Source organism: Burkholderia sp. BCC1047, from assembly GCF_902833155.1.
Classification (GTDB): Bacteria; Pseudomonadota; Gammaproteobacteria; order Burkholderiales; family Burkholderiaceae; genus Burkholderia; species Burkholderia sola.
Map to the genome: position 1 here is coordinate 49,610 of NZ_CADFEH010000044.1, position 13,737 is coordinate 63,346.

The window sequence follows — 13,737 nt, forward strand, 5'->3', positions numbered from 1 at the left end:
GCGCTCGCTAGACTTGATCGTAGAAAGATGTCCGACCTGCGACGCTCGGACGGTTGCGCATTCCGATGCCACCGCGCCGACACGCGCTCGTCCGGTCACACCCTTTGTGCCTGGAGCCCTGTGTATGCACGAATCAGCGATCATCACCAACGCAGATGGCGATCAGCTCGCGGCGCGCCGCGAACTGTTCGACCTGATGCAGACCTACCCCGCGACGCGCGAGGAACTGGAACGGTCGCTCGGCCTGTTCGTGCGCGGCTCGCTCCTCGCACGCATTCTCGCGACCTTCGAGATTTATCAAAAAATCGTGCCGCTGCCGGGCGCGATCCTCGATCTCGGCACGTGGCGCGGGCAGACCGCCGTGCTGTGCGAGAACTTCCGCGCGATTCTCGAGCCGCTGAACTTCCAGCGCCGGATCCATGCATTCGATACGTTCACGGGCTACACGGGCTTCGCCGAGCACGACACGCGCGACCGCAAGCTGTTCTCCGACGGCACGTACTCGCTGTCCGGCGAGTACGCCGACCTGCTGCGCAAGCTGCTGAACCTGCACGAGCGCAGCAACGCGATGGGACACGTGCATGACAAGCACCACGTGTGGGAAGGCGACTGCCGCGACTCGCTGGCGGCGTTCGACGAAGCGCATCCCGGCGAGATGGTCGCGCTCGCGTGGTTCGACCTGAACGTGATCGAGCCGACCCGGCACGCGTTCGACGCGGTGATGGAGCGGCTGGTGCCCGGCGGCGTCGTCGCGTTCTGGCAGCTCACCCGCGGCGGCCAGCTGCCCGCGGAAGGCGTCCATTACCTGCGCGACCTGCTCGGCAACCGTCCGCACCAGATCCACAAGGCTGCAGCCTATCCGTCGCTCTGCTACCTGTCATTCCCCGAAGGTGGGGGCACACGCAAATGAAAATCGCAATCCTCGGCAACGGCATTCTCGGCCTGATGACGGCCCGAGCATGGCAGCAGGCCGACGCGGGCGTCGAGCTCGTGATCGTCGGCCACGCGCATCGGCCCGGCTCGGCCACGCGCGCTGCGGCGGCGATGCTCAATTCGTTCACCGAGCTGGAAGGCGATTCGCTCGGCACGCCGATCGACCGCTTCAAGTTCGAGCTGAGCCGCGGCGCGACGGCGGCCTGGCCCGCCGTATTCGCTGAAATCTGCACGCCGGAGCGCGCGGTCGCGCACGGCTTCGGCACCTTCGTGCTGAACAACGCGGCGACCGACGCGCTCGACGACGAGAACTTCGCGGCCATGCAGCGGTTCTGCCGTGAATTCGAGGAGCCCTGCGAGGCGGTCGATCCGTCAGGCATCCCGAACTATCATCCGGACCCGCGCTATCGCGCGCTGAAGGCGGTTTTCCTGAAGCGCGAAGGCTGGGTCAATCCGAAACAGTTTCTCGACGCGCTGACCGCGTCGGTCGCGCAAGCCGGCAACGTGCGCTTCATCGACGCCGAGGTCGAGCGGCTCGACACCGCGGCCGGACGCGTCACCGGCGCGCGCCTGTCCGATGGCAGCGTGCTCGGCGCGGACCGCTTCATCCTCTGCAACGGCGCCAACGTGACGCGCGTGCTGCAGGCGAGCCTGCCCGAGCTGCCGGTGCAGCGGACGTTCTACGGCATCGGCATGTCGATCGAACTGCAGAGCACGGAGAACGTGCACACGCACTGCGTGCGCACGACCAACCGCGGCCTCGCGTGCGGTGTGTATTCGGCGCCGTACGGGCCCGACCGGACCCTCGTCGGCGCCAGCAACTACATCAGCCCGGTGCCGCACGAGCACGGCCACGCCGGCAGCGCGTACACGCTGCTCAAGTCCGCGATGGACCAGATCAACACCCGCTTCTCGCGCGCGAACCTGGTCAACGTCAACGTCGGCTGGCGACCGACGACGTCCGACCTGTATCCGCTGTTCGGCGAAACCAGCGTGCGCGACCTGTGGATTCTCGGTGGCACCAAGCGCGACGGCTTCCACCTGTCGCCGGTGCTGTGCCGCGATCTCGTCGCGGCGATGCGCGGCGAGCCGATCGATCCGCGCTACGCGGAACTCGCGCCCGAACGCCCGCTGATCCGCAACATGACGCGCGAGGCCGCGATCGCGAAGACGGTACGCCATCAGATCAATGCCGCGTACCAGCACGACTTCGTGCCGGCGCGCAACCGCATGGTCGAACAGCTCCAGAACGCGATACGCGCGGACCTGGAGGCGCTGCACGACAAGCTGGGCGCAACGGACTGGGGCATTCCGCCCGAGCTCGTCGACATGTACCGGTACGGCCACATTCCGGCATGAGCGGTGCGACCATGAACCGCGACGCGAAGCGGGTGGCGATCGTCCAGTCCAACTACATTCCGTGGAAGGGCTACTTCGACCTGATCGCCGCCAGCGACGAGTTCATCCTCTACGACGACGCGCAGTACACGCGCCGCGACTGGCGCAACCGCAACCAGATCAAGACGCCGCAGGGCGTGCAATGGCTGAGCGTGCCGGTGAAGGTGAAGGGCAAGTATCACCAGTCGATCCGCGAAACCGAGATCGACGGCGCCGACTGGGCGCCGCTGCACTGGAAGGCCCTGCAGCAGAACTACGCGCGCGCGCCGCACTTCGCGCGCTATGCGGACGAGCTCGAAGCGCTCTACACCGGTCGCACCTACGGGATGCTGAGCGAGCTGAATTTCGCGATGCTGACGTGGGTCCTGCGGCAACTGGAAATCGGCACGCGCGTGTCGTCGACGTCGGACTATGCGCTGCACGGCGACCGCACCGAGAAACTGCTGAACCTGTGCGTGCAGGCGGGCGCGTCCGAGTACCTGTCCGGCCCGGCCGCGCGCAGCTACCTCGACGAGAACCTGTTCGCCGATGCCGGCGTCGCGGTGCGCTGGTTCGACTATCCGAGCTATCCCGAGTATCCGCAGCAGTGGGGCGACTTCGTCCACGGCGTGACCGTGCTCGACGTGCTGTTCAACTGCGGTCCCGAAGCGCGTCGGTACGCGCTGACCTCGAAAGACTGAGGCGATGTCCATGAGCGAATCCCGGCATGCGAGCCTGCTGGAAGAAGTGGCCGCGTACTACAGCGCGCGGCTGGCCGAGCACGGCGCGACCGCGCGCGGCGTCGACTGGAACGGCGAAACCGGCCAGTTCCTGCGCTTCGAACAACTGACGAAGATCCTGCCCGAGTCCGGCGGCCACTCGGTGAACGACATCGGCTGCGGCTACGGTGCGCTGGTCGATTTCCTGAAGGCGCGTGCGCTGCCGGACGGCTTCGCGTATGCGGGCTACGACATCTCGTCCGATATGGTCGACGCCGCGCGGCAGCGCTATCGCGACGACGCGAACGTCGCGTTTCATGTCGGCGCGGTGCCGCAGGCCGCGTCGGACTACGGGATCGCATCCGGCATCTTCAACGTCAGGCGCGGTCACGGCGACGACGCATGGCTCGACTACATCCACGCGACGCTCGACACGCTGCACGCGACGAGCCGACTGGGCTTCGCGTTCAACTGCCTGACGTCGTATTCCGATCCGCCGTTCATGCGCCCGGACCTCCTGTACTACGCGGACCCGTGCGCGCTGTTCGATCGCTGCAAGCGCCGCTATTCGCGCCACGTCGCGCTGCTGCACGACTACGGCCTGTACGAATTCACGATTCTCGTCCGCAAGGACATCTGAGCGGCGCCGCGCGCAAGCCGCGCGGCCGAACGTCCCCCTTACTGCGGAGCCTGACCATGTTCGGCCCACCCAATCTCGACGTCATTCCGTTCGGCCGCCCGTTCGTGGTCGGCAAGGAGCTCTACTACATCGCGAAAGCGGTCGAGCAGGGCGGCCTCGCCGGCGACCAGGCGTTCACGAAGCTCTGCCACCGCTGGCTGGAAGCGCGCATCGGCTGCCAGCGCGCGCTGCTCACGCACTCGTGCACGGCCGCGCTCGAGATGGCCGCGATCCTCGCCGACGTGCAGCCCGGCGACGAAGTGATCATGCCGTCCTACACGTTCGTGTCGACCGCCAACGCGTTCGTGCTGCGCGGCGCGACGCCGGTGTTCGTCGACATCCGCCGCGACACGCTGAACCTTGACGAGACGCAGATCGCCGCCGCGATCACCAGGCGCACGCGCGCGATCGTGCCGGTGCACTACGCGGGCGTCGCATGCGACATGGACGTGATCGGGCAGCTCGCGGCGGACCACGACCTGTGGGTGATCGAGGACGCCGCTCAGGCGCTGCAGTCGTCGTGGAACGGCAAGCCGCTCGGCAGCCTCGGCCACCTCGCGTGCCTCAGCTTCCACGAGACCAAGAACGTGATCTCGGGCGAAGGCGGCGCACTGCTGGTCAACGACCCGCGCCTCGTCGAGCGCGCGGAGATCATCCGCGAGAAGGGCACCAACCGCAGTCAGTTCTTCCGCGGGCAGGTGGACAAGTACACATGGGTCGACGTCGGCTCGTCGTTCCTGCCGGGCGAGCTGATCGCGGCGTTCCTGTACGCGCAGTTCGAGCACGCGGACGTGATCACCGCACAGCGGCGCGCGACCGTGCAGCGCTACCAGGACGCACTGCGGCCGCTGCACGCGGACGGGCTGATCGAGCTGCCCGCGATTTCGCTCGCCGAGCGCGGCAACGGCCACATGTTCTATTTCCTCGCACGCGACCTCGCCGAACGCACCGAGCTGCTGCAGCAGATCCGCGCGGTGGGCGTGAACGCGGTGTTCCACTACGTGCCGCTGCACAGTTCGCCGGCCGGCCAGCGCTACGGGCGCTGCGGGTCCGGCATGGCGGTGACGGACCTCGTCGCCGACCGGCTCGTCCGGCTGCCGCTGTACCACGACATGACCGAAGCCGAACAGGATCGCATCCTCGACGTGGTCTTCGATTTCTACCGCACCCGATAACGATGACGACTCCCCAACCTGGCTTGGCGCACGGCGGTTCGCGCATCTTTACGCGACTCGGCCACCCGTACTACATACACGCGCCGAATTTCCGGCAAACCTCCGGCGGGATCCGCGCGATGCACTACCTGTGCCACGTGCTGAACCTGCTCGGCCACGAAGCGTACGTCTGCACGCCGGTCGTGCATCCTGACCTGCGCACGCCGCCGCTGACCAACGACATCGTGCAGGCGCACGCCCGCGCGAATCGCAGCCCGATCGTCGTCTACCCGGATGTCGTCACCGGCAATCCGTTCAACGCGCGCTGCGTCGTGCGCTACCTGCTGGCCGAGCCCGGTCGCATCAACGGCGAACCGATCGCCCTGCACCCGAACGACCTCATCTTCACGTTCGGGCCGTCGCTGGTGCCCGAAGAATGGAAGGCGGACCTGCTGCGCATACCGCTGGTCGACACGCGTATCTTCAACAGCGACGGTGTCGACAACGCCCGCCGCAACGGCACGGCCGTCTTCATCAATCGCCACCTGCGGCGCGGCGGCACGCTGCATCCGGTCACCGCCGAGTCGATCGAAATCTCGACCCGCGTGCCGGAACGTTCGGCGCACGAACTCGCGGCGCTGTTCCGACAGGTCGAGTGCGTGTACACGTACGAATGGTCCACCGCCGTGTTCGAAGCGCTGCTGTGCGGATGCCCGGTCGTGTGCATCATGAATGACGCGTCGCTGTCGGAGCCGACCCGGTGGGTGATGGACGGCAAGGGCATCGCGTGGGGGCTCGACGAACACGAGATCGCGCACGCGAAGGCCACCGTTCACGAAGCGCGCAGCGTCTACCAGAAGGAAGAGGACGCGTTCTGGCAGCAGTTGGAGAACTTCGTCGAGCGGACTCAGGCACACGCGGACACGCTGGATGCGCAGGCCGTCGCGACGGGCGCCGCCGCCCAGGGACAGCCCGCCTCCGCGCCGCGCTCGTGCATCGCGGTCGTCACCGCCGAACCGGCCGACCACGCGCGCACCAGCCTGCGCTTCGCGCAGCCGTTCGCGCGGCTGGACCGCGAATGGGCACTGACTTTCCCTGTCACGCCAGCCGGTATCGATCCCGACGCGCTGCAGCGCGCCGACCTGATCGTGCTGCAGGGCGACACGCCGGGCCTGCTGTCCCCCGCCACGCTGGAACACCTGTTCTCGCTCGGCAAGCCGGTCGTCCTCGAGATCGACGCGCCGCTCGACACGCTGCTCGCCGACATCCCCGGCGCGGCCGACAACGCGCGCCGCAAGGCGGGCATCCGCAGCGCCGTGCAGCGCGCGCATGCGCTCGTCGTGCCGTCGGAAGCGCTGGTGCGGCAGTACCGTCATGTCAACGCATCGGTCCACGTGCTGCCGACCGGCGTCGATCTCGAGCGTCTGCACCGCGCGGCGCCCGGCGTGCGCGACCACGTGAACCTCGCCGTCTCCGGCACCGGTCTGGACGGCGTGCGTCTCGAGCAGGTCCGCCGGGCGCTGGCCGAGCTCCGCCGCCGGTTTCCGGGGAAGCCCCGGGTGTCGTTCGTCGGCGCGGCGCTGCCGGCCGGCTGGGACCGTGAACCGGACGTCACGCTGATCGCGGAGCCGGCCCCTTACGACAGCTACGCCGATGCGCTGAAGCGCGCGGACCTCGACATCGCGCTGGTCGCGGCGCCGGTCACGTTGCGCGAAGATGCGCCACCGCGCGCGTGGCTCGAATGCTCGGCGGCCGGCGCGGCCACGGTGCTCGTCGCCACGCCGGCGGAAGGTTGCCCGGTTGTCCACGGCCGCACGGGCTGGCTCGTCGCCGACACCGCCGACGCGTGGGTCGACGCGATCGCGCACCTGATCGAGCATCCGCAAACCCGCGCGCAACTCGCCGCGGCCGCGCAGGATGCGATCCGTGCGCAGCACGACATCGGCCGCAACGCCGCGCGCCACGGCGTGCTGTACGCGCGGCTGCTCGCGGAGAACCGGACGCTGGCGCCCGTCGCCGCGACTGCGGACGCCGCACCGCGCCGCAAGCGCCTGATCGTGTATTCGATCGATCCGGACGCGTGCGCGTCATCGCGAATTCGCCTCACGCTGCCGTTCGGTCTGCTGAACGACGAATGGGAACTCGTCCCGGGCATCCGGGACGGCCAGATCGACAGCAGCGTGCTGGCCACGGCCGACGCCATCCTGCTGCACCGGCTGACGCCCGGCATCCTGACGGGCAACGACCTGTACACGATCTTCAAGCATGAAAAGCCGGTGATCTACGAGACCGACGACCTGCTGACCGACCTGCCGGCCGCGCATCCGCTCGCCACGCAAGGCGGGATGGCCCGCGCGGGGATCGAGCTCGTGCTGCGCAACGCGGACGCCGTGATCGTATCCACGCCGTTCATCGCCAGCCGCTACCGGCTGTCGCACCCGCGCGTTCACGTGCTGCCCGACAGCGTGGACTTCGACCGGTTCTACCGCCCCGTGACGGCGCGCGGCGACGACTGCGTGACGATCGGCATCGCCGGCGCGTCGCTGCGCGCCGACAACTTCGCGCTCGTCGACGCGGCGCTGCAGGCGATCTGCGCGCGCCATCCCGGCAAGGTCAAGGTGAGTTTCGTCGGCGCGGGCGTCCCGCCAGGCTGGGCCGGCCATCCGGACGCCGGGTGCGAGCCCGAGCTTCACGACTACGACGCGCACGCACAACGCCTGCCGGAACGGTGCTGGGACATCGCGCTGCTGCCGCTCGCCGACCACGACTACAACGCCGGCACGAGCACGATCCAGTGGCAGGAATACGCGGCGGCCGGCATCGCGTCGATCGTCAGCGACCGGCCAGCCTATCGCCTCGCGCTGCACGACGGCTGCGACGGCCTGCTGGTCCCGGACGAGCCGCAGGCCTGGGTCGACGCGCTCGACCGGCTGATCGCGAACCCGGCGCTGCGCCGCGGGCTCGCGCGCACGGCGCAGGCGAAGGTCCGCAAGCATCACGCGCTACAGCAGGCGCTGCCGCGCTATCGCCACGTGTATCAGCAGTGCATCGACAAAGGCGCTGTCGGCAACCCGCCCGGCCGGGCGGATGCGCCGATCCCCGGCGCGCTGATCCTGGACGCCGAGGGCGACCTCGACAAGGTCCGGCTGAGCCTGCAGGAAATCGCAAGGCGGCCGGAACAGGATCTGCTGGCGGTCGTGCTGACCACGTCGCAGGCGACGCTGCCCGAATGGACCGACAAGGTGCGCTACCTGCACGCGCCCGCGCACGAGTACACGGCCACGGTCGAGCAGCTCTGCGCACTGCCGGCGTTCGACTGGACGCTGATCGTCGAGGCGGGCGACGGGCGTGCTGCGCAGGCACGAACGCCCGCCGCCGCGATCGCGTAGTTCGGCGCGCGCCGTGCCGCTTGCCTGACGCAGGCGGCACGGCGTGCTATCCCGGCAGCGCGCCCTGTGCTCAGTTGCTCGAACAGCCGCCGCAACTGCTTGAGCTGCATGAGCTCGACGAACTGCAGCTCGACGACGAGTCACTCGAACTGTAGGACGAACCGGTCGATCCGCCCGCCCGCGCGGCGGTCGGCGTCAACGGCGGCGGCTCCATCAGTACCATCGAATACGCGGCCCATGCGGTGCCGGTCAGCGCGCCCGCGCCGAACAGCGCGGCGGTCCACAGCAACGCGTCCGGCCGGTCGTGTTCGTCGCTGCGCACAATCCGTCGGGCGACGAGCGACGCCTGCCCGCCGACCGTCAGGCCGGGCCGCCCGAACCCGGTCAGCCGCCCCACGACGATGCGGTATGCAATCGCGAACGCCGCCATGCAGATCACGAGTAACAAGACCGGCCGTCCGCGACTCAGCCCGACCACCAGTTTCGCCGCGCCCGTGCCGAGCACGCCCAGCGCGATCGCGCGGGCCATGCGCGCCGTCCGCATGTCGCCCGGCGCCCAGAAACAGCCACGCGCGCGCAACGATTTCGCCTGCTCGGAAGCGCGACGCGCCAGCAGCTGACGGAACGCGCCGAAGCTGGCCTCCCCCTCAGGCTGCCCGGCCAGCCATTCACATTCGTCCCCGTATTCGCCCGCCCGTGTCGCATCGACGAGCCGGACGCGCCCGCCCAGTCGCCCGGCCATCGCCAGCTCGATCGCGCCGGCGTGAACGAGCGACAGCGTCGCGACCTGCACGACCCGCGACTCGTCGCCGGCGAGGTACGCGGCCTGCTCGACCGTCAGGTCCGACGAGAATGCGCGCCTGCGCCGGCACCGGTATTCGATCTGTTGCGCAAGCCCGATCAACAGCAGCGCGGCCACGCAGGCCGGGATGTAGAACGCGAGAAACTGCGCCCCCGTGTAGTTCAGCACGTCGAAGTCTTGCGCCGATGCGCAGGTCGCGGCGACGCTCGCGGCGGCCGCCGGCCACGCGAGTTTCGGCAGCCGGTTGCGCCACGTGCTCCGCGTCGGCGTGAGGGCCGGCTCGTCTGCCTGCGGCGGCACCGCTTCGGCCGGCCGGTCGACGGAGCGCGGCCAGATCGATTCCGGCGGCTCATAGCCGAACAGCCGGCGGTAGCTGTCGAGCGTGTCGCGATAGCGCTGCGCGTACACCGCGCCCTCGTCCGGCGCGCCCGTGGCGGGCATGTGATGCAGTCGCGCACGCAGCACGCCGGCGCAGAAGACGTCCCAGTATTCGAGCGTGTACTGCAGGTGGAAATGCCACGCGGCATCGACCGCGACCGACGGCGTGACCGGGTGCCCGGCCGCCTGCGCGAGAAACGCGAAACGCTTGTACTCCTCGATCACGGCCAGCGCGTGCGCATGCGACCAGCCTTCGGCTTCGGCAAGGCGGCGGCTGTATGGCAGCGGCGCGTGCGGATCGTCGGGAGAATAGGTGTTCAGACGCACGAGCAGCGCCTGCTGCGCATCGGTCAGCGCGCAGCCAGCGACTGCGGTCGAGGTGGACGGAATGGCAGCCATCGGAGTCGGCGCGATGCGCGGACGGCCGCCGCGATCGACGCTTGGAGTTGTCGTTGCGGGCGATTCTCGCACAATGGAAAGGCGGGGGAATAGCGGGGGAAATGACGGCGCGATACCGTGCGGTGACGCTACGCCTGGACGACTTCAGGAAAACGGATCGGGGAATTCGACGCCTGGAATCAGGCTATTTGGCGCGCCCGCTGGGATCGAACCAGCAACCCCTGCCTTCGGCAGCTTTACCGGCGCGCAGCATATCCTTTTAAATCAAGGCTTGACGCCACCCGCAAACTGAAAAACCCAGGCTAAGGTCAAGGCCATCCGAAGCGTCACATGACGGAGAAGCCCGCGCAGCTCGCGCCTGACCGAGTTCGACGCACCACCCCTTGCAATGTATCGATGAAAGCGCAAATCCTCACTCAAATGGAGGCACGCCGATTAATTCACTCACATCGAAGGGGCCCAAGAGCCCCTTCGATGTGATGCGATGGCAATTTCGGCCGGAACGGCGACGACCGCGGCCCGAAAAATCAATTACGCGTATTGGGGCGCTTTGGCGGCTAACGCATCCAGCACCTTGGTGACTCTCCACTGCTGCGCCTGAGTCCCGTTATAGGCATACGCCCAAATGACGTTGTTGCCTTGCAAACTGTCGAAGTGGTCGTCGATCACGAGATTCGGATTTGCCACCGACGTGATATATCCCGGGCGCATAGTCAGGCTCCACCGCTGAGATACCGCACCGGTAAATTTACGCACGACGAGCGGTGTCTCGGCAGCAACCTTTCCGTCCTTAAAATCGATCGCCAACTGCTCCGCTGGAGAGTCAGGACTGGTGAAATCGAGAATAAAGAACCCTGGGCTGGCACGAAAATGCCACACGTTTAGTACATCCTGTTCGGTCAGATAGCGTAGTGCCAATGGCGAGTTGGGACCTACAAAGCCGCCCTGGCCAGAATCGGGCACAACGCCGATGCAGCGGCTCCGATCCGCGGCGAATTCAATGATCACGTCACTCATGATATTTTCCTTAAGATAATTGAGAAAATAATCGGCTTCGTCCTTCTTAAAATCCCCCTTGAATTGCAAGGTCAGAGCGACCCGCGACCCAAAGGTATCGGCAAGCTACCCTTATCGGTTCTCACCTGGATATAAAATAGACAAATGGCCTCTCGAGCTCAATTACACTTAATTACACGTCGACGAAAATCGAGATCGATTGAATATTCGATGCCGCCGAGTTTGGACTACATGTTGCGACCGGTGACTTGCCTGTTGTTCTTCAGCAAATGCCCATCTGCTGCTCGCCGCAGGACGCACGCTCGCCGCAGTCGGTCGGCCGGCGAGAACCGTCCGTTCCTCATCACCGACGCGCGGGCCGCAATCGGCCGCGCCGGCACGAAGGGCACGCTCGCGCGTTCGCTTGACGTGAGCGCGGCGCAGACGTGACCGAAACCTGCGAAAGACGTCGAAGCGTGCACGTATCAGTGACTTTCCGCCGGCACAACCTGCGCGGCACCTGGGCAAGCTGGCACGTGCGACGCGGCACGCCGCTGCAGGTGCTGAAGGGACCGGGCGGATGGGAGACGATGGAAATGGTGCAGCGGTACGCCCACCTATCAGCCGATCATCTGGCGCACAGGGTCGCGCCGCTCACGGCCGAGCCCGCGCCGATTCCGGCTGCAATCTAGCTGCAACGGTGCTGCACGACGAAGGAAGGAAACCACTGAGAGCCTGACTAGGCTTGGCGCGCCCGGCTGGGATCGAACCAGCAACCCCTGCCTTCGGAGCATTACCGGCACGCAACAACTCTTTACAAATCAATACCTTGCGCGACTCGCAAACCGCAAAACCAAGGCTACTCAAGGTCAATCAGGGTCATCCAAGACCACCCAAACTGTAATTTCACTGTAGTGACTGCGCGGTTTGAATGTTGAAATTTTCACAATGCGGTAAATTGACAACCCCACATCGGGGCACCCGGTCAAGGGGTTTCATTTTGTAAGTTCGTCGGCACATAAGGCCATGTGTAACAGTGTCGCCCTACGGGAGAGATACTATTTCCCTTCCGTGCGGTAGCGTCTATGCTTGCAGTGCAACAACAAGGAGAGCGCCATGAAGGTTCTACTGACTGAGAAAGTCCGCGCGCTACAGAAGGATCGGGAAGGTGCAGAGGAACTGCGGAACTTCATCGCAAATGCCAAGCTCAACGAGCCCGCCGAAATCAAGGTCAAGACGAGCAAGGGGCGTCAACTAAAGTTCCGGGCAAAGCTCGTCCCGCAGGGCTGACGTTTGAACGTCGCTTTCCCGGCGGTTCTTCTATTTCTGCTGCTATCGCCCGGCATCCTCTTCCACTCCCATTATCAGCCGCGCGAAGTCCGTGCGGCTGATATGTCCCCGTTCGGACAGACTGTCATTTATGTCGTGTTCTGGAGTGTCTTGTTCGATTCCGCGACCATAGCAGTTGCGGTGCACTGGCTCGGGTACGAATTCCATCTGGGGCTGTTGGCTCGCCTGCTTGTCGACGGTCGCCTCGCAAACGGTGATCCTGATCTCGCCTCTCTGTTCGCTGGCCTGGACAGCCATCCCGCCGAGCCGCTGTGCTTCTTTCTATGGGCGAACGCAATCGCGCTGGCGTGCGCTCTTCTCTGGCGCGCGATTGTCCACTGTTTCAAACTCGATCACCCATCATTTCCGTTCTTCCGACACGTCCGAGGCGATGCACCGTGGAACTATCTGTTCCGCGGCATCGACGTAAGTGATTCAACTCCAGATGCCATTGTTGTCGCAGCGCTCGTCACACTGAAAGACGCCACTCTGCTGTATACCGGCCTGCTCGTCGACTACGAGCTGACAGACAAGGGCGAACTCGACCGAATTATGATTTCCAACGCAGCTCGTCGCCGTCTAACCGATGACGCGACAGGTGACAGTGCGGAGCGCATGTCGGCCGCAAACATGCAACGGTTTTACCCGATCGAGGGTGACTGCTTAGTGCTGCGCTCTTCGGAAATCACGACCCTGAACATCAAATTTCTCGTGCTCGAACCGCTCAACGACGCCAGCAAAGAAGAAAACCTCAAGCCGGAGAACTCCTAGACTGCGTCTAGGAAAACGGCGCCGCGCGCCTCAATTTTTCATAGATACGATCGACGTTTTAACTTCCACGGGATCATCAATGCCCCTGCTCGATCGCGTTCTCGCCCACGCCTCCGCAACGCTGCGCCAGCAGTTCACCGGCCTCAACGCCCCCATCCGCTACGCTGGCCCATACGGAGACGCTTATGCTTCTCGGAACGTGCCCGAGTTTGAGCTCGACGTAGACACGCTGCTCTTCATCAGACCTTATACGGACCCCGATACCGGCCGAATGATTCGCTGCTTGGCGGACGTCGACGCGGCGGCTGCGACCTGATCCGGCCGCATGCTCATGGCCGTAGGTTCGCGCGGCCATCAGCGTCACTCGTGGAAATTCAGGTAAGCAACCTGCGCAGGCTCTATCTGCCCCCTCCCCTTCCTCCCATCCCTGCAGCACGGTGAGCACAGGCGAGTACGCTGAGTACTACGAGGACAGCGAGCACACTATTCCTCGGGCAAACCATTGAAAACAAAACACTTACACCAAAACCCCTGCGTGATTTCACGCATTTCGGTTATTTAAGATCCGTGCAATGATGCATTTCCAAGTGACCGGAAGGCCGTTTCCGTGTCCGCAGTTGCGTCGAAACCTGCGTCTATACGTGTGGTTTGGCGTACAACTCTGGCTCATACTGTTGATTTGCATGGAATCCTGACCCACGATTTGCATTGAATTCTGACCCACCCCTTGGACCAGCTTTGCGGGTTATTCGGTGGGTATCTGGGTCTTCTTTCTCTCCTTTTTTGGCTGTGTCGTGCTGTTTCTGAAACG

11 protein-coding genes and 1 pseudogene are annotated in these 13,737 nt (G+C 65.5%); 10 read left to right on the forward strand and 2 right to left on the reverse strand.

Annotation, left to right across the window (positions count from 1 at the left end):
* Positions 1–124 precede the first annotated feature (124 nt).
* Genes HWX55_RS31810 through HWX55_RS31835 form a run of 6 tightly spaced genes read left to right on the forward strand, consistent with a single transcriptional unit; the run spans position 125 to position 8,251 of the window.
* Positions 125–910: a class I SAM-dependent methyltransferase gene (locus HWX55_RS31810; protein ID WP_175978596.1), complete on the forward strand. Its 786-nt coding sequence runs from the start codon at positions 125–127 to the stop codon at positions 908–910.
* A complete protein-coding gene (locus HWX55_RS31815; protein WP_175978597.1) occupies positions 907–2,292 on the forward strand; it encodes an FAD-binding oxidoreductase in 1,386 nt (461 codons plus the stop codon). Before HWX55_RS31810 ends, HWX55_RS31815 begins: the two co-directional genes overlap by 4 nt.
* Complete coding sequence (locus HWX55_RS31820; RefSeq protein WP_089434369.1) at positions 2,289–3,011, forward strand: WbqC family protein; 723 nt, start codon at positions 2,289–2,291, stop codon at positions 3,009–3,011. Before HWX55_RS31815 ends, HWX55_RS31820 begins: the two co-directional genes overlap by 4 nt.
* Positions 3,012–3,021: 10 nt before the next feature.
* A complete protein-coding gene (locus tag HWX55_RS31825; RefSeq protein WP_050015944.1) occupies positions 3,022–3,669 on the forward strand; it encodes a class I SAM-dependent methyltransferase in 648 nt (215 codons plus the stop codon).
* Between the two features lie 56 nt (positions 3,670–3,725).
* A complete protein-coding gene (gene rffA / locus HWX55_RS31830) occupies positions 3,726–4,883 on the forward strand; it encodes a dTDP-4-amino-4,6-dideoxygalactose transaminase (protein ID WP_175978598.1) in 1,158 nt (385 codons plus the stop codon).
* A gap of 2 nt (positions 4,884–4,885) precedes the next feature.
* Positions 4,886–8,251, forward strand: a complete 3,366-nt coding sequence (locus tag HWX55_RS31835) for a glycosyltransferase (RefSeq protein ID WP_175978599.1) — start codon at positions 4,886–4,888, stop codon at positions 8,249–8,251.
* 70 nt (positions 8,252–8,321) lie between these two features.
* On the opposite strand, the gene HWX55_RS31840 is transcribed toward HWX55_RS31835, so the two are convergent.
* Positions 8,322–9,830: a TIGR04222 domain-containing membrane protein gene (locus HWX55_RS31840; RefSeq protein ID WP_175978600.1), complete on the reverse strand. Its 1,509-nt coding sequence runs from the start codon at positions 9,828–9,830 to the stop codon at positions 8,322–8,324.
* A gap of 531 nt (positions 9,831–10,361) precedes the next feature.
* Positions 10,362–10,847, reverse strand: a complete 486-nt coding sequence (locus HWX55_RS31845) for an RICIN domain-containing protein (protein WP_175978601.1) — start codon at positions 10,845–10,847, stop codon at positions 10,362–10,364.
* Between the two features lie 473 nt (positions 10,848–11,320).
* Between HWX55_RS31845 and HWX55_RS31850 the strand changes: the two are divergent.
* The 4 genes and pseudogenes from HWX55_RS31850 to HWX55_RS31865 form a co-directional block, all read left to right on the forward strand.
* Positions 11,321–11,518 (forward strand): annotated as a pseudogene (locus HWX55_RS31850) (tyrosine-type recombinase/integrase); the annotation flags it as partial.
* A 424-nt stretch (positions 11,519–11,942) separates the two neighbouring features.
* Positions 11,943–12,116, forward strand: coding sequence for a hypothetical protein (locus HWX55_RS31855; protein WP_167432633.1), 174 nt, complete (start codon positions 11,943–11,945; stop codon positions 12,114–12,116).
* A 3-nt stretch (positions 12,117–12,119) separates the two neighbouring features.
* Positions 12,120–12,926 (forward strand): DUF6338 family protein, encoded by an 807-nt coding sequence (locus HWX55_RS31860; protein ID WP_069240870.1) that lies wholly within the window; start codon positions 12,120–12,122, stop codon positions 12,924–12,926.
* A 79-nt stretch (positions 12,927–13,005) separates the two neighbouring features.
* Positions 13,006–13,242, forward strand: coding sequence for a hypothetical protein (locus HWX55_RS31865; RefSeq protein ID WP_175978602.1), 237 nt, complete (start codon positions 13,006–13,008; stop codon positions 13,240–13,242).
* Positions 13,243–13,737 lie beyond the last annotated feature (495 nt).